Source organism: Actinomyces urogenitalis (assembly GCF_002861525.1).
Classification (GTDB): Bacteria; Actinomycetota; Actinomycetes; order Actinomycetales; family Actinomycetaceae; genus Actinomyces; species Actinomyces urogenitalis.
Genome location: NZ_PKHA01000005.1, coordinates 58,272 through 84,715 on the forward strand (window position 1 = coordinate 58,272; position 26,444 = coordinate 84,715).

At 69.4% G+C, this 26,444-nt stretch carries 22 protein-coding genes; 16 read left to right on the forward strand and 6 right to left on the reverse strand.

Going from position 1 to position 26,444, the window contains the following annotated elements:
• Window positions 1-33: 33 nt before the first annotated feature.
• A complete protein-coding gene (locus CYJ26_RS06070; protein ID WP_101638132.1) occupies window positions 34-1,287 on the reverse strand; it encodes a sugar ABC transporter substrate-binding protein in 1,254 nt (417 codons plus the stop codon).
• Window positions 1,288-1,507: 220 nt separating this feature from the next.
• Between CYJ26_RS06070 and CYJ26_RS06075 the strand changes: the two genes are divergently transcribed.
• On the forward strand, window positions 1,508-2,524 hold the full coding sequence (locus CYJ26_RS06075) for a LacI family DNA-binding transcriptional regulator (RefSeq protein ID WP_101638133.1): 1,017 nt from the start codon (window positions 1,508-1,510) through the stop codon (window positions 2,522-2,524).
• On the opposite strand, the gene CYJ26_RS06080 is transcribed toward CYJ26_RS06075, so the two are convergent.
• The gene (locus CYJ26_RS06080; RefSeq protein ID WP_006548305.1) at window positions 2,521-3,288 is read right to left on the reverse strand and encodes a GntR family transcriptional regulator; all 768 of its coding nucleotides are present in this window, start codon (window positions 3,286-3,288) and stop codon (window positions 2,521-2,523) included. The two genes, CYJ26_RS06075 and CYJ26_RS06080, sit on opposite strands and share 4 nt — an antisense overlap.
• Window positions 3,289-3,469: 181 nt before the next feature.
• Between CYJ26_RS06080 and CYJ26_RS06085 the strand changes: the two genes are divergently transcribed.
• From CYJ26_RS06085 to disA, 9 genes are all read left to right on the forward strand, one after another.
• Window positions 3,470-5,197: a dihydroxyacetone kinase family protein gene (locus CYJ26_RS06085; protein WP_276327962.1), complete on the forward strand. Its 1,728-nt coding sequence runs from the start codon at window positions 3,470-3,472 to the stop codon at window positions 5,195-5,197.
• 106 nt (window positions 5,198-5,303) lie between these two features.
• Window positions 5,304-5,993, forward strand: a complete 690-nt coding sequence (locus CYJ26_RS06090) for a sugar phosphate isomerase/epimerase family protein (RefSeq protein ID WP_006548303.1) — start codon at window positions 5,304-5,306, stop codon at window positions 5,991-5,993.
• Window positions 5,994-6,041: 48 nt separating this feature from the next.
• Window positions 6,042-6,227 (forward strand): hypothetical protein, encoded by a 186-nt coding sequence (locus CYJ26_RS10820; protein WP_006548302.1) that lies wholly within the window; start codon window positions 6,042-6,044, stop codon window positions 6,225-6,227.
• 229 nt (window positions 6,228-6,456) lie between these two features.
• The gene (locus tag CYJ26_RS06095) at window positions 6,457-6,699 is read left to right on the forward strand and encodes an MFS transporter (protein ID WP_006548301.1); all 243 of its coding nucleotides are present in this window, start codon (window positions 6,457-6,459) and stop codon (window positions 6,697-6,699) included.
• Between the two features lie 15 nt (window positions 6,700-6,714).
• Window positions 6,715-7,677 carry an MFS transporter gene (locus CYJ26_RS06100; protein ID WP_101638135.1) on the forward strand — a complete coding sequence of 321 codons (963 nt, stop codon included), beginning with the start codon at window positions 6,715-6,717 and terminating at the stop codon, window positions 7,675-7,677.
• A gap of 171 nt (window positions 7,678-7,848) precedes the next feature.
• Window positions 7,849-9,933 carry a transketolase gene (gene tkt / locus CYJ26_RS06105; RefSeq protein ID WP_006548299.1) on the forward strand — a complete coding sequence of 695 codons (2,085 nt, stop codon included), beginning with the start codon at window positions 7,849-7,851 and terminating at the stop codon, window positions 9,931-9,933.
• Between the two features lie 184 nt (window positions 9,934-10,117).
• The gene (locus CYJ26_RS06110; RefSeq protein WP_006548298.1) at window positions 10,118-10,852 is read left to right on the forward strand and encodes an L-ribulose-5-phosphate 4-epimerase; all 735 of its coding nucleotides are present in this window, start codon (window positions 10,118-10,120) and stop codon (window positions 10,850-10,852) included.
• A gap of 43 nt (window positions 10,853-10,895) precedes the next feature.
• On the forward strand, window positions 10,896-12,326 hold the full coding sequence (gene radA, locus CYJ26_RS06115) for a DNA repair protein RadA (protein WP_024036091.1): 1,431 nt from the start codon (window positions 10,896-10,898) through the stop codon (window positions 12,324-12,326).
• Window positions 12,327-12,444: 118 nt separating this feature from the next.
• Entirely contained in the window at window positions 12,445-13,515 is a 1,071-nt protein-coding gene (gene disA, locus CYJ26_RS06120) for a DNA integrity scanning diadenylate cyclase DisA (RefSeq protein ID WP_006548296.1), read from the forward strand.
• A gap of 80 nt (window positions 13,516-13,595) precedes the next feature.
• Here disA and CYJ26_RS10595 read toward each other — a convergent pair whose 3' ends face one another.
• The 4 genes from CYJ26_RS10595 to CYJ26_RS06140 form a co-directional block, all read right to left on the reverse strand.
• Window positions 13,596-14,987, reverse strand: a complete 1,392-nt coding sequence (locus CYJ26_RS10595) for a hypothetical protein (RefSeq protein ID WP_145990770.1) — start codon at window positions 14,985-14,987, stop codon at window positions 13,596-13,598.
• Window positions 14,988-15,120: 133 nt separating this feature from the next.
• Window positions 15,121-16,071, reverse strand: coding sequence for an HhH-GPD family protein (locus CYJ26_RS06130; protein WP_024036093.1), 951 nt, complete (start codon window positions 16,069-16,071; stop codon window positions 15,121-15,123).
• The gene (locus tag CYJ26_RS06135) at window positions 16,068-16,664 is read right to left on the reverse strand and encodes an amino-acid N-acetyltransferase (protein ID WP_006548293.1); all 597 of its coding nucleotides are present in this window, start codon (window positions 16,662-16,664) and stop codon (window positions 16,068-16,070) included. Before CYJ26_RS06135 ends, CYJ26_RS06130 begins: the two co-directional genes overlap by 4 nt.
• Window positions 16,661-17,866, reverse strand: a complete 1,206-nt coding sequence (locus CYJ26_RS06140; RefSeq protein ID WP_006548292.1) for a sugar-binding transcriptional regulator — start codon at window positions 17,864-17,866, stop codon at window positions 16,661-16,663. The genes CYJ26_RS06135 and CYJ26_RS06140 overlap by 4 nt, the downstream gene beginning before the upstream one ends.
• Window positions 17,867-18,010: 144 nt before the next feature.
• On the opposite strand from CYJ26_RS06140, the gene CYJ26_RS06145 reads away from it, so the two are divergent.
• The 6 genes from CYJ26_RS06145 to CYJ26_RS06170 all read left to right on the forward strand — a co-directional run bounded on the left by CYJ26_RS06145 (window position 18,011) and on the right by CYJ26_RS06170 (window position 26,439).
• Window positions 18,011-19,744 carry a glycerol-3-phosphate dehydrogenase/oxidase gene (locus tag CYJ26_RS06145; RefSeq protein ID WP_006548291.1) on the forward strand — a complete coding sequence of 578 codons (1,734 nt, stop codon included), beginning with the start codon at window positions 18,011-18,013 and terminating at the stop codon, window positions 19,742-19,744.
• A gap of 54 nt (window positions 19,745-19,798) precedes the next feature.
• On the forward strand, window positions 19,799-21,328 hold the full coding sequence (gene glpK, locus CYJ26_RS06150) for a glycerol kinase GlpK (RefSeq protein ID WP_006548290.1): 1,530 nt from the start codon (window positions 19,799-19,801) through the stop codon (window positions 21,326-21,328).
• A 74-nt stretch (window positions 21,329-21,402) separates the two neighbouring features.
• Complete coding sequence (locus CYJ26_RS06155) at window positions 21,403-23,094, forward strand: L-lactate permease (RefSeq protein WP_101638136.1); 1,692 nt, start codon at window positions 21,403-21,405, stop codon at window positions 23,092-23,094.
• 290 nt (window positions 23,095-23,384) lie between these two features.
• Entirely contained in the window at window positions 23,385-24,185 is an 801-nt protein-coding gene (locus tag CYJ26_RS06160; protein WP_024035129.1) for a (Fe-S)-binding protein, read from the forward strand.
• On the forward strand, window positions 24,185-25,780 hold the full coding sequence (locus tag CYJ26_RS06165) for a LutB/LldF family L-lactate oxidation iron-sulfur protein (RefSeq protein ID WP_101638137.1): 1,596 nt from the start codon (window positions 24,185-24,187) through the stop codon (window positions 25,778-25,780). The genes CYJ26_RS06160 and CYJ26_RS06165 overlap by 1 nt, the downstream gene beginning before the upstream one ends.
• Window positions 25,780-26,439, forward strand: coding sequence for a LutC/YkgG family protein (locus CYJ26_RS06170; RefSeq protein ID WP_024035127.1), 660 nt, complete (start codon window positions 25,780-25,782; stop codon window positions 26,437-26,439). The genes CYJ26_RS06165 and CYJ26_RS06170 overlap by 1 nt, the downstream gene beginning before the upstream one ends.
• Window positions 26,440-26,444 lie beyond the last annotated feature (5 nt).

A 26,444-nucleotide genomic window follows, 5' to 3' on the forward strand; every position in this document is an offset into this window, starting at 1 on the left:
GCCGGGGCCCGCCTGCGGGCCCCGGCCTCGCTGTCAGGACAGGAAGTCAGACTTGGCTGTCTCTAGTGCGGCCAGAGGCTCTTCCTTGCCCGTCAGCGCCGACTGGATCGCGTTGTAGAGCGCCTCGGCGGTCTTGGGCCACGCCTCACCAAGCTGGGCAGTGCGCGAGCGGCCGTTGTTCACGGCGGTGACCAGCGACTCCATCTGAGGCAGCGCCTCGATGTAGGCGGCGTCGACAGCTTCCTTCGTGGGGATGGTGAAGCGGGTGGTGTTGAGCTCCAGAACCGTGTCGTCGTCCAGGAGAGCCTGCAGCAGCTCCATGGCCTTGGCCTGCTTGGCCTGGTCACCGGTCTGGGGGATCGTCCACAGCTCACCGCCCAGCGGTGCGACCGCCGTGTCACCCGCAGCCGGAACCGGGATCTCAGCCACCGCCCAGTTGACGTCAGACTTGTCAAAGGTCGTCGTCAGCCATGGGCCGTCAATGACCATGGCGGCCTTGGCGGAGGTGAACTGCTCACCGAGCTCGGTCTCGGACCAGTTGAGAACGGACTCCGACGCCGACCCCTCCCGCACGAGATCAACCCACAGCTGGAGAGCACTGGCAGCCTCGGGAGTAGCAATGTCAGTCTCGTCCGCGCCGGCTGACCAGAAGAAGGGCAGGAACTGCCAAGAGCCCTCATAGGACGCCTTCGCGCAGAAGGCGATGCCGTAGGTGTCGCCACTCGTCAGCGTCTTCGCGGCGGCCTTGAGCTCGTCCCAGGTGGTCGGCACGGCAACGCCCGCCGCGTCAAGCAGGTCCTTGTTGTAGTACAGACCGAGGGTGTTGGCACACGGACCCATGCCGTAGAGCTCACCGTCATAGGTACCAGCACCCACGAACCCGTCAATGAAACCGTCCGCCTTGAAACCGAGATCACCCAGAGGCGTCAGCGCGCCGGTCGCCGCGATCTGCTGCAGGTCAGGGTTGTCCAGCATGAGCAGGTCAGGCAGAGTCCGTGAGGAGCTCATCTGCAGGACCTTCTGGATCAGGATCGTACCGTTGACAGTCTCACGCTCAATCGTGACGCCAACCTTCTTGGCCGCCGCCTCCAGCGTCTCAGCGAAGATGCCGTTGTCGGGGTCGTCGGCGTAGTAGTCAAGGATCTTCAGGGTGGTGACGTCGCCAGAGCCGGACTTGGTACCACCGCCTCCGCCACAGGCGGCCAGCGGCACGGCGGCCAGTGCAAGGGCGGTGCCCTGGAGGAGACGGCGACGGGCGATCGAGGTCATGGGCATCGTTGCAGACATGAGTGGATCCTTCCTCCTCGTCAAAACGCTGAAATCTCAGCCGCATACGTATGCGCATACGTATTGAATCTGATCCTTCAGTGCCTCGGACGATGATTTAATGGGGTTGGGCACAGCCTCGTCGCCGTGCTCCGTGTCACGGATGTATCGTGAGAATAAGTTGACCGCAAGACAATCTTGCGCTTCCCTTTCGACCCCACCACACGCCCCGGAGACACAGATGGCCACTTCCGTCACCAGCCGCGATGTTGCCGAGGCCGCCGGCGTCTCGCAGTCGACGGTCTCCTACGTCCTGAGCGGCAAGCGGTTCGTCGCACCAGACACCGAGGCGCGTATCCTGGCGGCCATGGACGAGCTGGGCTACCGACCCCACGTCAGCGCCCGCGCCTTAAGGAGTCGGCGCAGCGGCATCATCGGCACCGTCGTGCCCTACCACGCACTCACGGACACCGCGAACCAGTACCGCTACGTCGTCTCGATCGCCGCCGCCTGCCGCAAGTACGACTACGAGCTCCTCATGGCCTCCTCAGAGGAGGGCATCGAGGGAATGCGCCGTCTCATCGACTCCGCCCAGTGCGACGGGCTGGTGATTATGGACGTGCTCGACTCTGACCCTCGCGTGCTCCAGGCCCACGAGGCGCGCATCCCGTCGATCTTCATCGGTACCAGCCACGACTCCGACGTGACAGCGGTCGACACCAGCTTCGAGGAGATCGCTGAGCGCTGCATCGACCTCATTGCTGATCGTGGGCACACCGAGACCCTGATCCTGACCAGCGCCTCGGAGCACGTGTGCGCCATGGGATTCTCGCACCGCTTTGACCACACACTGACGGCTCAGGCCGCACGCCGCGGCTGCGATCTCATACCGGCACAGGTCCAACGAGGTCTTGCCCCGATGCGAGAAGCGATCAGCACGGCTCTTCAGTCCCACCCCCACCTGTCCGCCGTCATCACAGGCCCGACGCTGTGCGCCGACGACGCCGCCAACGCCCTGCTCGCCCTCGGCCTGACTCCCGGCGAGGACGTCTCACTCGTGGCAGCCGCGCACCCGGCAGACTCGCCCCACACGGAGATCGACTACACCTACTTCGATGCGGACGTACCTACAGTGGTCTCCACCGCGATCGAGATCCTCATCAACACGCTTGAGGGAGGCCCCCGCAACCTCAACCAGGGCCTACAGACCATCTCCCCCTTGTTCCATGCAGGAGCCTCACTGCGCCCAATCAGTTAGACAGTCCGTCTCCCGCTTCTGCCGTCCTTCCGCACGTCGCCAACTCCCTCATCCACGCCTTCGTCCTTCTGCGTCGAGCGCGCGGCTACATTGCGCAGGTGACTAGCCAAGGCGTCTAGAGCGTCCTCATCGCGCCCTTCCTCCAGAGCCCGCAGGATCGCAGCGTGCTCCGCCACAGCAATTGGTGCGTCAGTGGCGCCAGCCCCGATCGTCTGACGCATGCGGTGAACCGAGAAGGAAAGAGCGTTGACCGACCGGTTGATGTACCGGTTCCCACAGTGATCGAGGATCGCCTGGTGAAAAGACCAGTCGATCTCGAAGTACTCGTGCACTGCCTGAACGTCGAAGACCAGTGTGGGGTCAGAGAATTTCTCTGCCTCAGCCCTGTGCCGCTCCCACGCTGAGCGAAGATCGGCGACGAGGGCTTCCTTATCTTCTAGCGCACGTTCTAGCGCACCGGCTTCCAGCACAAGCCGCGCCTCCACCAGCTCTCGCATCTGCTCCGCTGACATCGGAGGCGCCACCCGGTAACCACGACGAGTCGTGCGGCTGATCAGCCCGGTTGACTCCAGCCGAGCCAGCGCCTCCCTGACCGGAGTCGGAGAGACCTGCAGGCTCCTAGCCAGTCGATCAATGTAGAGCGGAGCATCAGGCTCAAAGACACCCGAAGTGAGCATGTCGAGGAGCGTGTCATAGACGTCATCGGTCAGGCCCCGCGCCGGAATCGGCTCAAAGGCAGGCTGCGGGACAGGGGTGGGAGACATGAGAAAACCTTAAAGGGAGCACACACCTGCACACGGCAAGGAAGCGGGATCAGGAACGGGGTATCCCACCCCTTGACACCCCACACTCCATATCCTATAGGATCTTTACGTAACGCAGGACACACCTGCAGCACGTCGCAAGGATGCGACGGAGCCCATCAAGGAGTTCACCGCGACATTCCTGGTCAACGACCCACTGACCTTTGCTGCCGACAGCCTGCGTGGCTTCGTCGCCGCCCACGCTGACCTGGTCCAGCCCGTCCACGGCGGCGTCGTGCGCGCGGCGACCTCCCCCGAGGGCGAGGTCGCCGTCGTCGTCGGTGGCGGCAGCGGGCACTACCCGGCCTTCGCCGGCTGGGTGGGCCCCGGCATCGCCCACGGTGCCGTGTGCGGCAACATCTTCGCCTCCCCCTCTGCCTCGCAGGTCATCTCCGTGACCCGCTCGGCGGACAACGGAGCCGGCACGCTCCTGCTCTTCGGCAACTATGCCGGCGACTGCCTCCAGTTCGGCCAGGGAGCCAAGGCTCTGGCCGAGGAGGGCATTGATGCTCGCATCGTGACCATCTCCGACGACGTCGCCTCGGGCAAGCCGGACAAGCACCACGAGCGCCGCGGTATCGCCGGGGACCTCATCGTGGCCAAGGTCGCCGGTGCGGCTGCCGCACGCGGGGACAACCTTGACCAGGTCGAGGCCCTGGCCTGGCGCTCCGACGACCTCACCCGTTCCCTCGGCATCGCCTTCTCCGGGCCGACCCTGCCGGGCGCCACCGAGCCCCTCTTCGAGGTGGCTGACGGCACCTACGAGCTGGGGCTCGGGATCCACGGTGAGCCCGGCCTGTCCAGTCACCAGCTGGTGGGAGCCACCGAGGTCGCCCAGCGCCTGGTCTCCGGTGTGCTGGCTGAGGAGCCCGAGCGCGGCAAGGACGGCTACCACGGCCGCGTGGCCGTCATCGTCAACGGCCTGGGCGCAGCCAAGTACGAGGAGCTCTTCGTCCTGTACGGGGACATCGCCGAGCTGCTGGAGCAGGCGGGGCTCACCATCGTGGCCCCCGTCGTTGACGAGGCCGTCACGAGCCTGGACATGGCCGGAGTCTCCCTGACGGTGTGCTTCCTGGACGAGGAGCTGGAGGAGCTGTGGACCGCCCCGGCCTACACCCCCGCCTTCACTCGCGGCCAGGTTGACGGCGCCTCTCTCAGCGGAGCCCGCCGTGAGGTCAAGGACGCCGCCGCCGCCCAGATCACCCCGGGCGCCGAATCCTCCGTGGCTCAGGCACGGCGGGTGACCGAGCTGCTTGACCTCGTGGCCCGCACCTGCAAGGCCAACGCCGAGTCCCTCGGCCAGCTCGGCTCCATCGCCAGGGACGGCGACCACGGTCAGGGCATGGTCCTGGGCGCTACGGCTGCCGCCAGTGCCGCGCACACCGCGCTGGAGGCCAAGGTCGGAGCAGCCACGCTGCTGACCCTGGCCGGCCAGGCCTGGGCAGAGGGCGCTGGCGGAACGTCCGGCGCCCTGTGGGGTCGCGCGCTGGAGACGATCGCCTCACGCCTGAGCGACGAGACCCAGACCGACGACGGCGACCTGGTCCAGGCGGTCGCAGCCGGGGCTCGCGCCGTGGCCGAGTTCGGCGGGGCCGAGGTCGGCGGGGCCGAGGTCGGTGACAAGACGATGGTCGACGCCACCGAGCCCTTTGTCCAAGCCATGAGCGAGGCCGGCACTGACCTGGCCTCCGCCTTCCGAGACGCGGCCGAGATCGCCACCCAGGCTGCGGCCTCCACTGCAGACATGGCCGCCCGCAAGGGACGCGCCAAGACCCACGGCGACGCCTCTCTGGGACACCCCGACCCCGGCGCGGTCTCCTTCTCGCAGATCGTCACCGCTATCTCCCAGGAGCTGGCAACCCGCTCCTGACACCCGCCCCACCACTTGCCCTCAAGCCGGGCCCGCCCTCCAGCGTGCCAGGCCAGGACCAACACACCCTGACACACCCCCAAGGAACGACATCAAGGAGGATGACGTGTACACAGCAGACGGCTGGCCCATCGCGGCCAAGATCAGCTACGGCCCCTACACCGAGGACGGCCAGCTCGCCGCGCAGGCACCCGCGAGCGTCTGGCGCGAGCAACTCACCCAGGTGGCCGAGCTGGGCTACCGCTACATCGACCCCATGGACGACTGGGTGCCGATCGGCGACATCAGCGACGAGCGCTTCGCTGAGCTCAAGGAGGTCCTGGACGACCTCGACCTGCGCATCATCGCCATCTCGATCGGGCGCAACTCGGTCATCGACACCGAGCGTGGCGACGAGAACCTGGCAATGGTCCACCGCACCATCGACCGTGGCGCCGAGCTGGGCGCCAAGTTCGTTAACGTCGGTTTCCTCCAGGAGCTCTACCCCGCCCAGAAGGAGGCCCTGTGGTTCTGGCTGGCTGACGGCCACCATGACGACCCAGCGCTGTATGACAAGGCTGTAGAGCGCGTGCGCGAGCTGGGCGAGCACGCACAGAGCCTGGGCATGCAGATCAGCCTGGAGATGTACGAGGACACGTTCCTCGGCACCCCCGAGGGCGCAGTCCAGTTCCTCAAGGACATCGACCACGCCGCCGTCGGCATCAACCCGGACATCGGCAACCTCATCCGCCTGCACCGTCCCATGCCCAAGGGCGAGGACATGTACGACATCGTGCTGCCCTACGCCAACTACTGACACATCAAGAACTACATCCGTGACGAGGACCCGGCCACCGGCTCCTACATGTCCGCGCCTGTCCCGCTCAAGTACGGGACGATCAACTACCGCGCCGTGATCCGCAAGGCTCTCAAGCTCGGTTACACCGGCCCCTTCATGGTCGAGCACTACGGCTCGGACTGGCTCGGCGTAGGCGTCGAGAACGCCGAGTACATCCGCGACGTCATCCGCTCCTACCTCAACAACAAGTAAGGACGACGCCGTCTCACCAGGCCTTCCACGGCCACACCTGTGCGGGGGACGCACGTACTCGCCTCCCCCGCACAGGGAGGGTGCGCCCTCAACACCCCGCGGCGACCTCACGTCGCCTACCACCTACCATCCCGTCAGACGTGACAAGGAGGTCACGCATGACCCACCACCCCCTCTGCGTACGGGCTTCACACCCAAGCCCGCCATCGTTGAGTCCGCTCTGTCCAAGGTGACCAAGCGCCTCATCCCGTTCCTGCTGCTGATGTACGTCATCGCCTTCGTTGACCGCACCAACCTCGGTTGGGCCCAGCAGGCCTGGGAGGCCGACTACGGCGTCTCTACTGCCGCCTACACCTTCGGCGCCACGCTCTTCTTCATCGGTTACGCCGTCTTCGAGGTCCCCTCGAACCTCATCATGCACCGGGTCGGTGCACGGTGGTGGATGACCCGAATCATGATCAGCTGGGGCTGAGTCGCCGCCTGCTTCATGTTCGTCCAGGGGCCGATGAGCTTCTACACCCTCCGCTTCCTGCTGGGTATCACCGAGGCCGGCTTCTTCCCCGGCGTCATGCTCTACCTGACCTACTGGTACCCGGCAGCGCGCCGTTCCTGGGCCACGGGTCTGTTCTACATGGGCCTGCCCATCGCCAACATGTTCGGCAACCCGCTGTCCGGCGGTCTGCTGGAGCTTGACGGCCTGCTGGGCATGGACGGCATCCACTGGATGTTCCTGGTCGAGAGCCTCCTGGCCGTCGTCGCCGGCTTCATCTGCCCCTTCGTCCTGGTTGACCGCCCCGCCAACGCCCGCTGGCTGACCCAGGACGAGAAGGAGCACCTCAGCGAGCAAATCGCCCACGAGGAGGCCGCTAAGCACGAGGCCAAGCCGATCTCGTGGAAGCAGGCCATGCTTGACCCGCGCATCCTCTACTTCTGCCTCATCTACCTGTGCATCCAGGCCTCGGTCTACGGCCTGACCTTCTTCCTGCCCAAGCAGGTCGTCAACATGATCAACGGCGAGGCCGGCCTCAAGGCCCCCCTCATCACGGCCATTCCGTGGGCCGTGGCCCTGATCGGCGTCATCATCCTGCCCAAGGTCGCGGACCGCCGTCAGAACCACGCTGGTCTGGCTGCGCTCATGCTGGCCTTCTCCGGCATCGGCATTGGGGGCTCCGCCTTCTTCCTGCACAGCCCGGTGCCGGCTCTCATCCTGCTGTCCATCGCCGCCAACAAGGTCCCCGGCGCCTACTGCGCCTGCGTGGCCGACGTCTACCAGGCTCAGCGCGCCAGCCTGTCCAACAACGCCAACCTCATCTCCATGGGCTCCCAGGTCGTGGGCCCCGAGAGCGCCAAGGTCTTCCTGCGCGAGTACCTGGCCGGCCAGTTCGACCCCAACGGCCGCTCCGGCCCCAAGGTTGAGCGCATCTGCGAGTTCGAGCGCAGCCAGGCCTGACCATACGTCCCTCCCCACTTTTGTTCTCCCCTGATACTTTTGGGGCGGGAACACCACCTCCCGTCCGCGGGCGTGCTGTGCAGTTGAGCCAGCGCACCCTCGCGCGGGAGGATCAGCACAGTCGGGGCAACACTCATCGTCGCCCCACCCACGACAAAGGAGCCTCAAGCGATGAGCCCTGCCCCCTTCTCTCTGACCGACGACGACCGCAAGGCCGTGGCCGTCTCCAAGGCACTGGCGGCCGACGCCGTCGAGAAGGCCGGATCCGGTCACCCGGGGACCGCCATCTCCCTGGCCGGCGTCGCCTACCTGCTCTACCAGTACGAGATGGCCTGCGACCCGGCCAACCCGCAGTGGCTGGGTCGCGACCGCTTTGTCCTGTCCGCCGGGCACGCCTCCGTGCTGCAGTACGTCCAGCTGACCCTGGCTGGCTACGGCCTGGAGGTCAGCGACCTGGAGCAGCTGCGCCAAGCCGGCTCCCTGACCCCCGGCCACCCCGAGTACGGCCACACCAAGGGCGTGGAGACCACCACTGGCCCGCTGGGTGCGGGCCTGTCCAACGCCGTCGGCCTGGCCATGGCTGCCCGCCGCGAGCACGGCCTGTTCGACGCCGCTACCCCGGCCGGCGAGTCCGTCTTCGACCACTTCGTCTACACGATCATGGGCGATGGCTGCCTCCAGGAGGGCGTGGCCGCCGAGGCCGCCTCCCTGGCTGGAACCCAGCAGCTGGGCAACCTCATCGCCATCTATGACGACAACGACATCTCCATCGAGGGCGACACCGACATCTCCTTCACCGAGGACCCCTCCGCACGCTTCGCCGCCTACGGCTGGCAGGTGCTGGACGTGGACTGGAAGAAGGGCGGCACCTACCTCGAGGACCTTGAGGCCCTCCACGCCGCGCTTGAGGAGGCTCGCGCCGAGACCACGCGCCCCACCCTCATCCGCCTGCACACCATCATCGCTTGGCCCTCGCCCACCAAACAGGGTACGGCCGGCTCCCATGGCTCCAAGCTCGGCACCGACGAGGTCGCCAGCCTCAAGGAAGCCCTCGGTCTGGACCCAGCCAAGAGCTTCGACGTCCCCGCCGAGCTGCTGGCCTACACCCGCGGACACGTTGCCGAGCGCGCCAAGGCCGCCCACGAGGACTGGGACGCACGCTTCGAGGCATGGAAGTCCGCTAACACCGAGGGCGCTGCCCTGCTGGAGCGCCTGGAGGCCCACACCCTGCCTAAGGACCTGGCCGGCGCCCTGCCCACCTGGGAGCTCGGCGAGTCCGTGGCCACCCGCGCCGCCTCCGGCAAGACGCTCACCGCCCTGGCCCCGGTCATGCCGGAGCTGTGGGGAGGCTCGGCCGACCTCGCCGGCTCGAACAACACCTCGATGGCTGGCGAGCCCTCCTTCCTGCCGGCCAGCCTCGCTCAGAACGACGGCGACGGGCCTTACGGCCGCACCCTGCACTTCGGTATCCGCGAGCACGCCATGGGTGGCATCCTCAACGGCATTGCCCTGGACGGCCTGACCCGCCCCTACGGCGGCACCTTCCTGGTCTTCAGCGACTACATGCGCCCGGCCGTCCGTCTGGCCGCGCTCATGGGCCTGCCCTCGACCTTCGTGTGGTCGCACGACTCGATCGGTGTGGGTGAGGACGGCCCCACCCACCAGCCGATCGAGCACCTGGCCTCCCTGCGCGCCATCCCCGGTCTCGCCGTCGTGCGCCCGGCCGATGCCAACGAGACCGCGGCCGCCTGGCTGGCGATCCTGGAGCAGCGCGGTCCGGCCGGCCTCATCCTCAGCCGCCAGAACCTCCAGGTCGCTGCGACCCCGCAGGCCGCTCGCGAGGGGCTGCGCAAGGGCGCCTACGTCCTGGCTGAGGCCACTGACGCCTCCGGCGCCGAGGCGAGCCCCGCCGTCGTCCTCGTGGCCACTGGCTCCGAGGTGGGCGTGGCGCTGGGCGCCCGTGAGCTGCTGCAGAAGGCCGGGACGCCCACGCGCGTGGTCTCGGCCCCCTGCCTGGAGTGGTTCAACGCCCAGGACGAGGCCTACCGCGCCTCCGTCCTGCCCAAGGACGCCACCAAGGTGGCCATCGAGGCCGGCATCGCCATGGGCTGGCGCGAGTACGTGGGCGACGACGGCGCGATCGTCTCGCTCGAGCACTACGGCGCCTCCGCCCCGGGCTCGCTGCTGTTCAAGGAGTACGGCTTCACGCCCGAGCACGTGGCCGAGGTCGCGACCCAGGCACTGAACAAGGCCTGATCCCGCAGACCTGACGCCGCGTTCGTGCCCGAGCCAGGAGGTCCTGGCTCGGGCACGAACGCATTTTCCACCCCCCTCCGGGCGACTTTGCGGGCGGGAGCCGCTACCATGACACCTAAGTGAACGTTCACATCGGCGGTCCGGCTCCACCGTTGGAGCCCCGCCCCGTCTCACAGGAGCCTGTATGACCACCGTCCCCGTCCTAGCCGAGCTCGACGACGCGCTCCAGGCCGCCGTCGCCGCTACCCGTGAGCGCGTGGCGGCCCTGCACGCCGAGCTGCCCCGCTGGGGGCTGGTGGTGTGGACCGCCGGGAACGTCTCCGAGAGGGTCACCGTGGACCGCGGCAACGGCCCCGAGCCCACCGACCTGTTCGTCATCAAGCCCTCCGGCGTCTCCTACGACGAGCTGAGCGCGGAGAACATGGTGGTGTGCACCCTGGAGGGCACCAAGATCGCGGACGGCACGCCCGAGCACCTTGTCCCGTCCTCGGACACGGCGGCTCACGCCTACGTCTACCGCCACATGGAGGGCGTGGGCGGCGTGGTCCACACGCACTCCACCTACGCCACCGCCTGGGCCGCACGGCGCGAGCCCATCCCCTGCGCCCTGACCATGATGGGGGACGAGTTCGGCGGCGAGATCCCGATCGGCCCCTTCGCCCTCATCGGCGACGACTCGATCGGCCGCGGCATCGTTGAGACCCTGCGCGACTCCAAGTCCCCCGCGGTCCTCATGGCCAACCACGGTCCCTTCACGATCGGCAAGGACGCACGCGCCGCCGTCAAGGCCGCCGTCATGTGCGAGGAGGTCGCCAAGACCGTCCACGTGGCGCGCCAGGGAGGCGAGATCCACCTCATCCCGCAGGACCTCGTTGACCGCCTTAACGACCGCTACCAGAACGTCTACGGCCAGCACTGATGGCTAGGGGCGGGGGCCCGCCATGCAGCGCTAGCCTGCTGCCATGCCTTCGACCACGACTTCCGGCACAGCCCGCGGTTCCCGTAAGAACCGCGTGTCCTACGTGTGCACCGAGTGCGGTTGGACCAGCCCGAAGTGGCTGGGCCAGTGCCGCGAGTGCCGCGAGTGGGGCACCTTGGAGGAGTTCACCGAGGCCGGCACCACCAAGGGCACGGCGCTGGCGCAGCAGTCCGTGGTCCGGCCGTCCACACCTGCACGCCCCATCGGCGAGGTCAGCGCAGAGGAGGCGCGGGCACGCTCCACCGGGGTCGGCGAGCTCGATCGCGTGCTCGGCGGCGGGATCGTGCCAGGCGCCGTGGTCCTGCTGGCAGGGGAGCCGGGAGTCGGCAAGTCCACCCTCCTGCTCGACGTCGCAGCCAAGGCCGCTGCGATGTCCCGCGAGCGGGGTGAGGGTCCTGTCCTCTATGTCACGGGAGAGGAGTCGGCCAGCCAGGTCCGCCTGCGCGCCGAGCGGATCGACGCGATCGACCCCGCCCTGCTTCTCGCCAGCGAGACCGAGCTCGGTGCCCTCCTCGGGCACGTCGAGGCCGCCAGCCCCTCGCTCCTCATCGTCGATTCCGTGCAGACCATCGCCTCCGCCCAGGTCGAGGGGTCGGCAGGCGGGGTCACCCAGGTCCGGGCCGTGGCCGGCGCCCTCATCGCCGTAGCCAAGGAACGCGCCATCCCCGTCCTGCTGGTCGGTCACGTCACCAAGGACGGCGGGATCGCTGGGCCCCGCGTGCTGGAGCACCTGGTGGACGTGGTCTGCCAGTTCGAGGGAGACCGGCACGCCCGGCTGCGACTGCTGCGAGCGGTGAAGAACCGCTACGGGCCAACGGACGAGGTCGGATGCTTCGACCTGGGAGAGCGCGGGATCGTGGGACTGGCGGACCCCAGCGGCCTGTTCCTGTCCGCAGCGCGCAGCGAGGTTCCCGGCACCTGTGCCACCGTCACCCTGGAGGGGCGCCGCCCTATGCCCGTCGAGGTCCAGGCCCTTGTGGCGCAGACGGCAGCTGGCTCGCCACGGCGTACCACCTCAGGCGTGGACCACTCGCGCGTGGCCATGGCGCTGGCCGTCCTCACGGCGCGGTTGCGGGTGGACACCTCCTCCTCGGACGTCTACGTCTCCACCGTGGGCGGGGCGAGGGCCGTTGAGCCCGCCACAGACCTGGCAGTCGCCATCGCCGTGGTCTCGGCCGCGCAGAACCTCCCCACTCCCCCGGGGCTGGTCGCCTTCGGAGAGGTCGGACTGACCGGTGAGGTGCGCGCGACCGTCGGCATCCAACGGCGCCTGGCGGAGGCCGCCCGCCTCGGCTTTGACCGAGCGATCGTGCCCCTGGCCGGCTCCCAGGAGCTGCGGGCCGTTCCGGGCCTGCAGGTCCTGCCCGTCTCACATGTCGGGGAGGCGGTGGGAGCCGCGTTGCCGCGGGGCTGAGCCCGCCCATCTCAGAGCGACGCAGGTCACGGCGCCCCTGACAGGTCCCCGATACGATTCGCACGCAAAGCCGCCACGTGGCTCTCGCCTCGCCCTGTCCTTCCCAGGAGCCCCAGTCATGACCGATCCCCACTCCCCCACCCTGCGCGACACCCTGGCTCTCATCGCGCCGGGGACCGTGCTGCGTGACGGTCTGGAGCGGATCCTGCGCGGGCGGACCGGTGCGATCATCGTCCTCGGCTTCGACTCCACGGTCGAGGCCATCTCCTCCGGCGGCTTCGAGCTCGACGTCGAGCTGTCAGCCGCACGCCTGCGCGAGCTGTCCAAGATGGACGGGGCCGTCATCGTGGACCGTGCCGCAGGACGGATCCGGCGGGCCAACGTCCAGCTCCTGCCCGACTCCTCGGTCGAGACGGTCGAGTCCGGGATGCGTCACCGCACCGCCGAACGCGTCGCCCGGCAGACCGGCTACCCAGTCATCTCCGTGAGCCAGTCGATGCAGATCATCTCCCTGTACGTCGACGGCAAGCGTCACGTCATCGAGCCCAGCGAGGCGATTCTGGCTCGCGCCAACCAGGCGCTAGCCACGCTGGAGCGCTATACCACCCGCCTAGCCCAGACCTCGGCGAGCCTAGACGCCCTGGAGATCGAGGACCTGGTCACCGTGCGAGACGTGGCCACCGCCGTCCAGCTGCTGGAGATGGTGCGCCGCATCGCCTTCGACGTGGACGGATACGTCGTCGAGCTGGGAACTGATGGACGGCTGCTGGCTCTCCAGCACGAGGAGCTCACCCGCGGGCTCATGGCCGAGCGTGACTTCCTCCTAGCCGATTACCTGCCCGACGGCCTGGACACCACCACCGTCGAGGCGCGTCTGAAGTGGGTGGGGTCCCCCGCCCTGCTGGACCTGGCGATGGTAGCGCGCTCGATGGGCCTGGGCGGCCCGGACGGGCAGGACCTTGACGCCTCCCTGGCCTCCCGGGGACTGCGCATCCTGTCCAAGATCCCGCGGCTCCCCCTGGTCACTGCGCGCGCCGTCGTCGAGCACTGGGGTTCCCTGCAGGCCGTGCTGGGCGTGAGCCTGGAGGAGCTGGAGGCCCTCGACGGCGTCGGCCCACGCCGGGCACGCACCCTGCGTGACGGCCTGTCCCGACTGGCTGAGATCTCCCTGGTCGACCGCTACTCCTGAGCCCGCCGGCTCACCAGCCTGGGGGAGCCTGCCACCCGGCCTGGAGGCCGTGCACCGGCTCGCCTCAGGCTCCACGAGCCTTAGGTGATGACCAGAAGGAGCTGGGGCCCCAGGTCCTGCCCAGCGAGCTGGAGGCGAAGCTGGTAGGTCCCAGCCGTCGCGTACGAGCCGCCGCCGCTGACGCTGAGCGCAGTGGGCTGGTGACTGGCGGGCTCCGTCGCCTGCGCGCTGGCGGACGGCGTCGCGGCCTCCTGGCTCGCCGGGTCACTCGCCTGCGCCGTCGCAGCTGCCTCCCCGCCGCCCTCGGCCGGCGTCTGCTCAGCCTGCGCCTCGCCGCCCTCAGCGCTCTGGTCCGCGGCCTGCGGGTCGGCCTGGGCAGCATCCTGCTGCGTCTGCTCCTCCTGCACGCTCGGTGAGGGGGTGGCAGCAGGGCTCGCCGCGGCGCCGGCTGCGCTGACGCAGGAGGACGAGGCCACCGTGCCGTCCCACCACAAGGACACCGAGGCTGAGTCCCCAGCGTCCACGAGCAGCTTGTGGTTGGCCGGGTTGGAGGTACACATGGCCGAGTTCAGCAGCGTCGCGCTCCCAGAGCTCACCACCAGGCCCAGGTTCGCCCCGCCTACGTCAAGCAGGCAGGCCTGCCCCCCGTTGTTGCGCAGCGTCAGCGCCGCAGTGACCCCCGCGCCGACCGGGGTCTGCGAGGGAGCCGTCACCGAGACGTCGATGTCCTGCGGATTGCAGGCCGCCGGCACCGGATAGCTCGTAGGCGTGGCGATAGCCGCACGCTCAGCATCCTGCTGGCGGATGGTCTCGCGCACCCAGATGGCTGTGAAGACCAGGCCCAGGCAGAAGGCCGCGATGAGGGCGATCGCCACGCCGAAGACCAGGGCGCGCCTGAGCCCGTAGCGTGGCTGGGGTGCGCGCTGCGCACCTGCACGAGAGCCCGACGGCGGACGGCCGGACCCGCCACCGGCTGCCTGACGGGCACGAGCACGTCGCTGCGCAGCCCGTTGCTCGGCGGCGCGTCGCGCTGCGGCCGCGCGAGCGCGTGCCGCCGACTCGCCTGTGCCCTGGGAGGCCGGAGCGACGACGGGCTGTCCGGCGCCCGGACGTCCGCCTCGACCGCGGCCGGTCGACGTTCGGGCGCCGCGTCCGGCACGGTCACGACTCGCCGCTGCGCCTGCGCTGGCCGGTTTCCCGGACGCCGCGCTAGGGCGTGAGGAGCGGGCCTCACGCCGAGGCTGAGCCTGGCCATGCGGGCTCCCGCTGCGTGATGAGGGCGCAGCGCCACCGCTCGTCCGCCGCGCCTGTCCCGCCTGTCCCGCCTGGCCGGCCTGGCGGCCTCGCGCCGGCTGCCCCTGGCGCTGGGAGCCTGAGGGCGTCTGGCCGCTGTCCTCCTGCTGGCTGCGCGGACGCAGCTGGTAGACGCGCGCACGGCGCTCCTCACCCCGAGAACCGCGTCCGTTAGCCATGCCGCTGACTCTACCTGCGAGTACCTTGCGCACCAGGCAGCGGCCCGCCCATCACGAGCCTGTCCGCTGTCCACGCCGCCGGGGAGCCGCACGACGGTCGTGGCGGCTCCCCACGCTCCGCTCCCCGGCTCCGTCAGGGAAGACGGAAGCTCGCGCCGTCGTCGTCAGTGGCGATGAGCCCGTCCGCGAGGAGACCCGCCAGGGCCCGCGCCGGCTGCTTGGGATCGGCCGCCACGGGCCTGCGCCTGCCAGAGGCCTGGCCCGCACGAGCGGCCTCAGCCAGGAGATCAGCGCGCGCAACAGCGATGTCCGGGCCCGCCAGGCGCAAGCGCGCCATGACCAGGCCCCGGGCCTGGCGGTCGGTGCCGTGCCAGGCCTGGCTGCGACGTCGTCCGGCGTGCTCGTCCGCAGGCTTGCCCTGCGCGACCCACCGGCACTGCGCCGTCCACGGGCACTCCTGGCAGCGCGGGTCACGAGCCGTGCACACGAGCGCGCCCAGCTCCATCACCGCCACGGACCACTGGGCCGGGTCCACCGGCCCGCCCTCGGGCGGCAGGAGGGCCTCGGCCCGCTCCCGCTCCGCGCGAGTCAGGCTCGGGGCCGGCAGAGCCTGACCGCCGACCACCCGGGCCAGGACGCGCCGGACGTTGGTGTCCAGCGTCAGTGCGCGGCGCCCGTAGGCGAAGGCGAGAACCGCCCCGGCGGTGTAGTCCCCGACGCCCGGCAGCGCCAGGAGCTGGTCACGGTCGGCGGGCAGCTCGCCACCGTGACGCTCGACGACGGCGCGCGCCGCCTCCACTAGCCTCAGGGCCCGCCGGGGATAGCCCAGGCGGCCCCACACGAGCAGCACCTCAGCCCTCTGCGCCGCCGCGAGCGCGGTGGCATCGGGCCAGCGGCGCATCCACTCCTGCCAGGCCGGCACCACCCGGGACACCGGGGTCTGCTGGCTCATGACCTCTGAGACCAGGACCGCGTAGGCACTGGTGCCACTGTGGCGCCAGGGCAGGTCTCGGGCGTGAGCGCGGTACCAGTCGACCACGGCGCGTGGGTCGGGACCGGCTTGCGCCTGGCGCGCGGCGCTCACAGCTCCAGCAGCATGCGGGAGTTGCCCAGGGTGTTGGGCTTGACTCGCGCCAGGTCGAGGAACTCGGCCACGCCGTCGTCGTGAGAGCGGACCATCTCGCTGAAGGTGTCCGTGCCCACCGGGGTGCCCTCGATCGGGTGGAAGCCGTGGGCGGTGAAGAAGTCGACCTCGAAGGTGAGGCAGAAGACCCGCTTGAGGCCGAGGGCGTGGGCACGGTCAACCAGCTCACCCAGGAGCGCCGAGCCCACCCCTCGGTGGAGGTGGTCGCGTCGCACGGCCAGGGTGCGTACCTCCGCGATGTCATCCCACATCACGTGCAGGGCACCGCAGCCGATGATCCCGCTGACGGCCTTGCCGTCCGGGCCGGCGGCCGAGCTCTCCGCCACGGTGAACTCCTGGATGTCCTCGAAGTAGGCGATGAGGTCCTTGCCCAGCAGGATGCGACGCTCGGCGTAGGGGCGGACGAGCTCCGCGATCGAGCGGGCGTCCGCCGGACGCGCCGGCCGCAGCACGAGGTGGCGACCGCTGGAGCGGTCTTCCGGAAGGTCGCTGGGGTGCTCGCTGCCTGGGGCGGTGTGGGGGGCCGTGCTCATAGCGTCTCCTTCCGGTGGGCGAGCGCGAGGACCGCACGCGCCGTGGCGTCGTCGATCACGAGGTCCGTGGCGACCCGCGCCCGTAGCGCGGCCAGGGTCGCCCGGGCCTTGCCGGTGCCCGCCACGATGCACAGTCTGCGCGGGATCCGGGAGAGCTGGACCGGTGTGGGGCCGGTGGCACGCGCGTTGAGGTCGATGTCACCCCAGGTGCCATCGGCTCGCAGGAGCACCGTACACACGTCGCCAACCACCTCCTCGCGCCGCAGCACCGTCATGTCCGCGCGGGACAGGTGCCCTCCGGCGTAGACCTGGGAGGGCACGTCCGCCCCGAGCGAGCCGACGCTGAAGACCGCCAGCCGGGCGCTGCGGGCCACGGCTAGGACGCGCTTGACCGAGCGCTCGGACCACATGGCCTGGCGCGTGGCGACCTGGTCGAAGAAGGCAGGGACGGGGAAGGAGATCGTGCGGGCGCCAAGGACCTGTCCCATGCGGGTGAGGACCTCGGCGGCGCTGGGTCCCTCGCGCAGCGGATCTGAGGCGCCGTTGAGCTGGACCACGGTCAGGCCCGGAACCTGGCGCACGGGCAGGGCCGCGGCCACCTCGCTCATCGTGGTCCCCCAGGCCACGCCGACGACGAGTCCCGCCTCGCCCACCGGCAGCCCCGCGGCGCCGGCCCCTGCACCGCCTGTGGCTCCTGCATCCCCCACCGCTCCTGCACCGCCTGCGGCCTGGTCCGCCCCTGCGAGCGCGGGCAGGGGCGAGAGCTCGGTGACCAGGTCCAGCATCCGCGCCGCTCCAACAGCCGCCACCTGCTGGAGGCGGTGGATCTCCGTGGTCCCCTCGCGTACAGGAACGATCTGGGTGCGCACCCCGAGCTCGTCATGCAGGGCCCGTTCCAGGCTGCCGGCCCCGCCGGGCTGGACCACCTCGATGCGCACGATGCCCTGCGCCCGCGCACGGGCCAGCAGGCGAGAGACGGTCGAGCGCGAGACGCCGAGGTGACGGGCGATGACCTCCATGGTCTCGCCCTGGGCGTAGTACATGGAGGCGGCCTCGTAGGTGACCAGGGCGTCAGGCGAGCCGGACAGGGCCGAGGGGGCTGCGACGTCGTCACCCTCAGCCTGGCCGAGGGCCTCACCAACCGGCTCGCTGCGCGCCGTACCGGCCTTCCTGGCGGACCGGGACCTGGGTGCGATGGTCATATTTTCCACCTCCGCAAACCGATCGTGCACATTCGTGCATCTGGCTTGCCCATTGTCACACCAACTCGGGATGCTCGGTGCAGACGCCGCCGGAGGGCACACCCGTCGCGCCCTCCGCAGTCGATCGCAACCCCGAGGAGCATCATGAGCGCCACCCAGTCCACCGCCCTGACCACCACCCAGCGCACCGAGGCCCTGGCCGCCATGAGCCAGCCCGAGGGTCTGGACGTCCTCGTCGTGGGCGGCGGGGTCACCGGAGCCGGGATCGCCGTCGACGCCGCCAGCCGAGGGCTGCGCACCGGCATGGTCGAGATGGGCGACTGGGCCTCCGGCACCTCCTCCTGGTCCTCCAAGCTGGTCCACGGAGGCCTGCGCTACCTCTACCAGCTCGACTTCGCCCTGGTCCACGAGGCCCTGACCGAGCGCGGGCGCCTCCTGGAGACCACCGCCCCGCACCTGGTCAAGGCCCAGCCCTTCCTGTGGCCGCTGAAGAACCAGATCGAGCGCTCCTACTCCGCCGTCGGCATCGGCATGTACGACGCCCTGGCCATCGCCGGCGCCCACGGGCACCAGACCGTCCCCGTTCAAAAGCACCTGGGCCGCAAGGGCACCCTGGCCCTGGCCCCCGCGCTTGACCCGTCCAAGATGGCCGGCGCCATCCGCTTCTACGACGCGCGCGTTGATGATGCCCGCCTGGTCATTGACCTGGTGCGCACCGCGGTGGGACTGGGCGCCTACGCCGCCAACCGCACCAAGGTCACCGGTTTCCTCAAGGACGACGCCGGCGCGGTGCACGGTGCGGTGGTCACGGACCTGGAGACGGGCGAGCGCCACGAGATCAAGGCCACCCAGGTCATCAACGCCACGGGCGTGTGGACGGAGGACACCCAGGACCTGGCCACGGACGCCGGGGGCCTGAAGGTCCTGGCCTCCAAGGGCATCCACATCGTGGTTCCCAAGGAGGCGATCGACGCCGAGACCGGCATCTTCGTGCGCACCGAGAAGTCCGTCCTGTTCATCATCCCCTGGCCGCGCTACTGGGTGATCGGCACCACGGACACTCCCTGGACCGAGGACGTGTCCAAGCCCGTGACCACGAGCGCGGACATCGACTACGTGCTCGAGCACGCCAACGCCGTACTGGCCAAGCCGGTGCGCCGCGAGGACATCATCGGCGTCTACGCCGGGCTGCGCCCCCTGCTCCAGCCCAAGCTGCGCCCGGGCGCCGAGGCCGCCAGCACCAAGGTCTCGCGCGAGCACACCGTCACCCGTGTTGCTCCCGGCCTGACGGCGATCGCCGGAGGCAAGCTCACCACCTACCGGGTTATGGCTGAAGACGCCGTGGACCACGCCCTGGGAGAAGGCGGCGCCAAGGCCCACCCCTCGACGACGGCGACCCTGCCGCTGGTCGGCGCCGCCGGCTACCACCGCCTGGCCAAGCAGGCCGGCACGATCGCCCGCGAGCGCGGCTGGACGCTGGCACGAGTGACCCACCTGCTCGACCGCTACGGAGACGAGCTGCCCCAGATCCTGGAGGCGATCGACTCCGAGGAGGGCCGGGCTGGGCGCTGGGGCGAGCCGCTGGAGATCCAGCCTGCCTTCCTGCGCGCCGAGGTCGCCTGGGCGGTCACCCACGAGGGCGCTGCCCACCTGGACGACGTCCTGCTGCGCCGCGTGCGCCTGGACATCGAGCGCCGCGACCACGGCCTGGCCGCCGCCGACGAGCTGGCCGAGATCATGGCCCCGCTGCTGGGCTGGGACGAGGAGGCCGTCGCCGCGGAGAAGGCTGCCTACGCCTCGCGCGTGGAGCAGGTCCTGGCCGCCGAGGCCGAGGCCACGGACGCGGCTGCCGTCGCCCACGTGACCACGGCGATCTAAGGCGGCCGGGCCGCGCCTACCATCTTCCTCACAACGACGTGAAAGGACCTCATCATGAGCGAGCCGGAGAAGTTCGTCCTGGCCATTGACCAGGGCACCACCTCCTCACGCGCCATCATCTTCAACCACAGCGGGCAGATCGTCTCGGTCGGCCAGCAGGAGATCAGCCAGATCTTCCCCAGCCCCGGCTGGGTGGAGCACGATCCGATGGAGATCTGGGACTCGGTGCGTGCTGTGGTGGCCGAGGCCCTGCAGAAGGCGCAGATCAACCGTCACCAGCTGGCCGCCGTCGGCATCACGAACCAGCGTGAGACCACCATCGTGTGGGACAAGAGCACCGGCAAGCCGGTCTACAACGCCATCGTGTGGCAGGACGTGCGCACCGGGGACATTGCCCACGAGATTGCCGCCGGCCACCCGCTGGGCACCGAGCGCTACCGCCAGATCACCGGCGAGAACATCTCCACCTACCCCTCGGCCACCAAGCTCAAGTGGATCCTGGACAACGTCGAGGGCGCCCGCGAGAAGGCCGAGGCCGGTCAGCTGCTCTTCGGCACCCCGGACACCTGGGTGCTGTGGAACCTCACTGGCGGGGTCAACGGTGGCGTGCACGCCACCGACGTCACCAACGCCTCACGCACCCTGCTCATGGACGTGCGCACGCTGACCTGGCGCGAGGACATCTGCGCCGACTTCGGCATCCCGGTCTCCATGCTGCCCCAGATCAAGTCCTCCTCCGAGATCTACGGCTACGGCCGCAAGAACGGGCTGCTCGTGGACACCCCGATCTGCGGGATCCTGGGCGACCAGCAGGCAGCGACCTTCGGCCAGGCCTGCTTCGAGAAGGGCTCAGCCAAGAACACCTACGGCACCGGCTGCTTCATGCTCATGAACACCGGCGAGGAGCCGGTCTTCTCTGAAGGAGGCCTGCTGACCACCGTGCTCTACCAGCTGGGCGACTCTAAGCCGGTCTACGCCCTGGAGGGATCGATCGCCGTGGCCGGCTCGCTCGTGCAGTGGCTGCGTGACAACCTCGGTCTCATCACCTCCTCCTCCGAGATCGGTGAGCTGGCGGCGAGCGTGGAGGACAACGGCGGGGTGTACTTTGTGCCCGCCTTCTCCGGGCTGTTCGCCCCCTACTGGAAGGATGACGCCCGCGGCGCAATCGTGGGGCTGACCCGCTACGTCACCAAGGGCCACATCGCGCGCGCGGTAGAGGAGTCCACCGCCTTCCAGTCCGCCGAGGTGCTCGACGCCATGAACGCCGACGCCGGGGTGCCGCTGAAGGACCTCAAGGTCGACGGTGGCATGACGCACGACGACCTGCTCATGCAGTTCCAGGCCGACCTGTCCGGGGTCGACGTCATCCGCCCCGTGGTGGCCGAGACGACGGCGCTGGGCGCGGCCTACGCCGCCGGCATCGCGGTGGGCTTCTGGTCCGGGATCGAGGACGTGGTCGCCAACTGGCAGGAGGGCAAGCGCTGGAGCCCGTCCATGGACCCGGCCGAGCGCGACCGGACCTACCGGCTGTGGAAGAAGGCGGTCACCCGCACCTTTGACTGGGCCGACCAGGACGTGAGGTAACAGCCAGGGGTGCCATGATGGGGGCGTCCACCGGGCCTGCAACGACGCCCGCCCCCCCGAGACCGGAGAAGCTCATGACCGCGCTCCTGGCCACCGCGATCCCCATGATCGCCCCTGCCTCCTTCACCCCCTCGACCACGGCCGTGGGCGGCTCCGTGGCACTGACCGCCCTGGTGGGGCTGGTACCCCTGCTCGTCTTCTTCGTGCTCATGGGGGTCTTCAAGGTCGCCACCCACTGGTGCGCGCTCCTCTCACTGGCCGTGGCCGGCGTCATCGCCGTCACCGCCTTCTCCATGCCCGTAGGCATGACAGCGTTGGCCGCCAGCCAGGGCGCAGCCATGGGCCTGCTACCGATCATCTACATCATCGTGGCGGCCGTGTGGCTCTACAACCTCACCGAGACCTCGGGGCGCAGCCAAGACCTCAAGGCCGTCTTCAACACCATCGGCAAGGGCGACCAGCGCGCCCAGGCGCTCATCGTCGCCTTCTGCTTCTGCGGCCTGCTGGAGGGCCTGGCCGGATTCGGCGCTCCTGTGGCGATCTCCGGGGCCATGCTGCTGACCCTGGGGGTGCGTCCTCTGCGTGCGGCCGCCGCCACTGTGGTAGGCAACTCCGTCAACGTCGGCTTTGGCGCAATGGCCATCCCGGTGACCACGGCAGCGCGGCTGGGCGGGGTCGACCCTGTGGAGATGGCCACGGATACGGGCCACCTCAGCTGGGTGCTGGCGCTGGCCGTCCCCTTCCTCGTCCTGCTCATCCTCGACGGCGTGCGCGGCCTGCGTCAGCTGTGGCCGCTGGCGCTGGTGGCCGGTGGCGCGGCTGGGCTCGGTCACTTCGTCACCCCGTCGGTCTCCTACGAGCTGACCGCCGTGGTCGCCTCGCTGCTGGGGCTGGCAGCCTGCTACCTCTTCCTGCGGGTGTGGAGCCCGACGACGCCGCAGGACCTGCGCACGCACGTGGAGGACGCTGACCGCCCTGACCGCGCGCGTATCCTCCTGGCGCTGCTGCCCTACGTGCTCGTGGTGGTCATCATCGCCGTGACCAAGCTGTGGAAGACCGGGGTCGATCTGTCCGCCGCCCTGTCCTCGGCCGATGTCGCGATCGGCTGGCCCGGTCTGTACGGCCACCTGCTCACTGAGTCCGGTCAGCCCTCAGGTGCTCCGGTCTACACCCTACAGATCCTGTCCAACCCCGGGACCTGGATCTTCCTCACCGCGGCCATCGTGGCCGTGGTCTACGGCCGGGTCTCCTCCGGGGGGCGCTTTGGCACCAGCGTGAGTGAGATGTTCATGGTGCTGCCACGCACCATCTACTCCTTGCGACTGTCCGTCCTCACCATCGTCACCGTCATGGCGCTGGCCTACGTCATGAACTTCTCCGGGCAGACCACCGCCATCGGGGCGGCCCTGGCCCAGACAGGAGCCGCCTTCGCCTTCCTGTCCCCCTTCCTGGGATGGATCGGCACAGCCGTGGCAGGCTCGGCGACCTCGGCAGGAGCCCTGTTCGCCGGCCTGCAGTCCACCGCGGCCGCCGGCGCCGGGATCGACCCGCGGATCCTGCTGGCGGCCAACACGATCGGAGGAGGACTGGGCAAGATCGTCTCGCCGCAGAACCTGGCCATCGTGGCCGGGGCAGTGGACTCCCCGGGAACGGACGCCGAGATCCTCAAGAAGGTGGCGCCTTACTCCCTCAGCCTCGTGGTAACGCTGGGCCTGCTCGTGCTCGCGGCCTCCCAGGGCCTGCTCGGCCCGCTCATGGTGGGCTGATCGGCCGGAGCCAGCCGTCTCATACGAGCTCCTGGCAGCGCACCCAGGCCAGGTGCACAGGCCGGTATTTCCGGGTTATAACCGCAGTCTGGGCTTGCGTATTGTCGATCTTTCCTCCGGTCCTCGCCCCTGCTGGGGCCGGCTCGCAGCGGCGAGGCGAGGAGAGACTTTGCCGCGCGAGAGCTGGGAGGCGAGCGACGACGTCGGCCCGTGGGACCTAGCGGCCCCTGGACGTGACCGAGCAGGCTCCTAGCCTGGGGACGTTCTGTCCACGATGGTGAGGAAGTTCCGTGCGCATCGCTCTGTTCGCGACGTGTCTGGCTGACACGATGTTCCCTCAGGCCGCTCAGGCGACCGTCACCCTGCTGGAGCGTCTGGGGCACGAGGTGGTGCTTCCTGAGAACCAGACCTGCTGCGGCCAGATGCACGCCAACACCGGCTACTTCTCTGACGCCGCCAAGATCGTGCGTAACCACGTCGAGACCTTCTCACCGGTGCTGGACGGGGAGTGGGACGCCGTCGTCGTCCCATCTGGATCATGCACCGGGGCGGTGCGTCACGAGCAGAAGATCGTGGCCGAGCACGTGGGGGACCACACCCTGGCACGCCGCGTGGAGGCGGTGGGCGCCCACACCTACGACCTGTCCGAGCTGCTCATCGACGTCCTGGGGCTTGAGGACGTGGGCGCCTACTTCCCGCACACGGTGACCTACCACCCCACCTGCCACTCCATGCGGATCGCCAAGGTCGGCGACCGCCCCTACCGCCTGCTGCGGGCCGTGGAAGGGCTGACCCTGGTGGACCTGCCGGACGCGGAGATCTGCTGCGGATTCGGCGGCACCTTCTCGATGAAGAACTCTGACACCTCCACCGCCATGCTCGCGGACAAGACCACCGCGATCATGTCCACCCGGGCCGAGGTGCTGTGCGCGGGTGACTACTCGTGCCTGATGAATATCGGCGGGGCGCTGTCACGCCAGAACTCAGGTGTGCGGATCATGCACCTGGCCGAGATCCTGGCCTCCACCAAGGACGCCCCCTTCACCGGTCATGTCTCCTTCCAGCCCTCCAACGAGGCGGTGCAGTTGTAATGTCTCAGGTCTTCCTCGGAATGCCGTCCATCCAGGCCCAGGGCCAGGCCCACACCGGCGGCTGGGTCACCAACGTCTCCACGCCCCAGGACGCCCTGCGCTGGGGCCATACCTTCCCTGAGGGCGCCCACCGCGCACTGGCCAACACCCAAATGCGGCGCAACCTCGGCCACGCCACCCGCACGATCCGCGCCAAGCGCGGCCAGCGGGTGGAGGAGATGCCGGACTGGGAGCAGCTGCGTGAGGCCGCCGAGGCGGTCAAGTTCGAGGTCGCCTCGCGCCTGCCCGAGCTGCTGGAGCAGTTCGAGGCCAACGTGACCGCCCACGGAGGCATCGTCCACTGGGCGCGCGACGCCGCCGAGGCCAACCGCATCATCGCCTCGATCCTCAAGGCCAAGGGCTGTGACGACGTCGTCAAGGTCAAGTCCATGGCCACGCAGGAGACCAACCTCAACGAGTACCTCAAGGACGAGGGCATCACCGCCCACGAGACGGACCTGGCCGAGCTCATCGTCCAGCTGGCCGATGACATGCCCTCCCACATCGTCGTCCCCGCTATCCACCGCAACCGCGCGGAGGTCCGCGGCATCTTCCTGGACCGCATGGAGGACGCCCCGGCCGACCTGTCCGACAACCCCGAGGAGCTGGCTGGGGCGGCACGCGCGCACTTGCGCAAGAAGTTCCTGCACTCCACCGTCGCCATCTCGGGCACGAACATGGGCGTGGCGGAGACGGGCACGGTCTCCGTCTTCGAGTCCGAGGGCAACGGGCGCATGTGCCTGACCCTGCCGGACACACTCATCACCCTGATGGGGATTGAGAAGCTGGTCCCGCGCTACCAGGACATTGAGATCTTCTCCCAGCTCCTGCCGCGCTCGGCCACCGGCGAGCGGATGAACCCTTACACCTCGATGTGGACGGGCGTGACCCCGGGCGACGGCCCGCAGGAGTTCCACCTCATCCTCATGGACAACGGGCGCACCAAGACCCTGACGGACCCGATCGGCCGCCAGGCGCTGGCCTGCATCCGCTGCGGCTCGTGCATGAACATCTGCCCCGTCTACCAGCACACCGGTGGTCACGCCTACGGCTCGGTCTACCCCGGGCCGATCGGCGCCATCATCACCCCGCAGCTGACCCAGGGGCTGGCCGACGACGACCCGGTCCACACCCTGCCCTACGCGTCCTCGCTGTGCGGGGCCTGCGCGGACGTGTGCCCGGTCAAGATCGACATTCCCACGATCCTCATCCACCTGCGTGCCCGCAGCGTGGACGTCAAGCGCCGCGCGGTGCCGGATATGTGGGACCTGGGAATGGCAGCGACCACGCCGGTCATGTCCAACCCGGCCCTGTGGAAGAGCGCCCCCTACGCCGTCAAGGCCTCGCGCCTGCTCGGGGGCAAGGACGCGGCCATCGGGGCCCTGCCTTTCCCCGCCTCGCTGTGGACGCGCACGCGTGACATCCCGGTGGCGCCGCGTGAGTCCCTGCGTCAGTGGTGGAAGCGCACGCACCCGGACGGCGTCACGCCGCCTGAGACCGTGGCGGCGGCCCGTGCTGCCCTCGAAGCGGATTCGGCCACGAAGGAGGCCAAGTGATGGATGCCAAGACCGCGATCCTTGCCCGCGCGCGTGACGCGATCTCCCGTTCCCAGGCTGGCCGCCCCGTGCGGGAGATCCCGCGTGACTACATCCGGGTTGGCCAGCACGCCCCCGGCTCCGAGCCGGTGGTGGCGGACATGATCGAGAAGCTGGAGGACTACTCCGCCCAGGTGGTCACGGCCGCTGCGGACGACGCCGTTGCTGAGGAGATCGACCGCTTCCTCACCCAGGCTGGGGCGAGCAGCGTGGTGGTGCCCTCGGGGCTGCCTCAGGCCTACAAGGAGGCCGCCGCCCGGGGAGGGCGCAGCGTGCGCGAGGACTCGCGCGAGGCGCCGATTCCTACCCTGGAGCTGGACGCCATCGACGCCGTGGTCACCTGCTCGCGGGTCTCGATCTCGATGTCCGGCACGATCTGCCTGGACGGCGAGAGTGACCAGGGGCGCCGGGCGATCACGCTGGTGCCGGACACGCATGTGGTGGTGATCGAGCGTGAGTCGATCATGCCGACCGTGCCTCAAGCGGTCGACGTGCTCGGGTGCCACCCGGAGCGTCCGACGACGTGGATCGCCGGCGGCTCCGCCACAAGTGACATTGAGCTTGTGCGCGTCAACGGCGTGCATGGGCCGCGCAACCTGCGTGTGGTCATCGCGCACTAGCCTGG

Excerpts from the sequence above, each read along its gene's own strand:
- CYJ26_RS06070 (WP_101638132.1), bottom strand. The coding sequence starts at position 1,287 with ATGTCTGCAACGATGCCCATGACCTCGATCGCCCGTCGCCGTCTCCTC.
- CYJ26_RS06075 (WP_101638133.1), top strand. The coding sequence starts at position 1,508 with ATGGCCACTTCCGTCACCAGCCGCGATGTTGCCGAGGCCGCCGGCGTC.
- CYJ26_RS06080 (WP_006548305.1), bottom strand. The coding sequence starts at position 3,288 with ATGTCTCCCACCCCTGTCCCGCAGCCTGCCTTTGAGCCGATTCCGGCG.
- CYJ26_RS10820 (WP_006548302.1), top strand. The coding sequence starts at position 6,042 with ATGTCCGCGCCTGTCCCGCTCAAGTACGGGACGATCAACTACCGCGCC.
- CYJ26_RS06100 (WP_101638135.1), top strand. The coding sequence starts at position 6,715 with ATGTTCGTCCAGGGGCCGATGAGCTTCTACACCCTCCGCTTCCTGCTG.
- tkt (WP_006548299.1), top strand. The coding sequence starts at position 7,849 with ATGAGCCCTGCCCCCTTCTCTCTGACCGACGACGACCGCAAGGCCGTG.
- CYJ26_RS06110 (WP_006548298.1), top strand. The coding sequence starts at position 10,118 with ATGACCACCGTCCCCGTCCTAGCCGAGCTCGACGACGCGCTCCAGGCC.
- radA (WP_024036091.1), top strand. The coding sequence starts at position 10,896 with ATGCCTTCGACCACGACTTCCGGCACAGCCCGCGGTTCCCGTAAGAAC.
- disA (WP_006548296.1), top strand. The coding sequence starts at position 12,445 with ATGACCGATCCCCACTCCCCCACCCTGCGCGACACCCTGGCTCTCATC.
- CYJ26_RS10595 (WP_145990770.1), bottom strand. The coding sequence starts at position 14,987 with ATGGCTAACGGACGCGGTTCTCGGGGTGAGGAGCGCCGTGCGCGCGTC.
- CYJ26_RS06135 (WP_006548293.1), bottom strand. The coding sequence starts at position 16,664 with ATGAGCACGGCCCCCCACACCGCCCCAGGCAGCGAGCACCCCAGCGAC.
- CYJ26_RS06140 (WP_006548292.1), bottom strand. The coding sequence starts at position 17,866 with ATGACCATCGCACCCAGGTCCCGGTCCGCCAGGAAGGCCGGTACGGCG.
- CYJ26_RS06145 (WP_006548291.1), top strand. The coding sequence starts at position 18,011 with ATGAGCGCCACCCAGTCCACCGCCCTGACCACCACCCAGCGCACCGAG.
- glpK (WP_006548290.1), top strand. The coding sequence starts at position 19,799 with ATGAGCGAGCCGGAGAAGTTCGTCCTGGCCATTGACCAGGGCACCACC.
- CYJ26_RS06155 (WP_101638136.1), top strand. The coding sequence starts at position 21,403 with ATGACCGCGCTCCTGGCCACCGCGATCCCCATGATCGCCCCTGCCTCC.
- CYJ26_RS06165 (WP_101638137.1), top strand. The coding sequence starts at position 24,185 with ATGTCTCAGGTCTTCCTCGGAATGCCGTCCATCCAGGCCCAGGGCCAG.
- CYJ26_RS06170 (WP_024035127.1), top strand. The coding sequence starts at position 25,780 with ATGGATGCCAAGACCGCGATCCTTGCCCGCGCGCGTGACGCGATCTCC.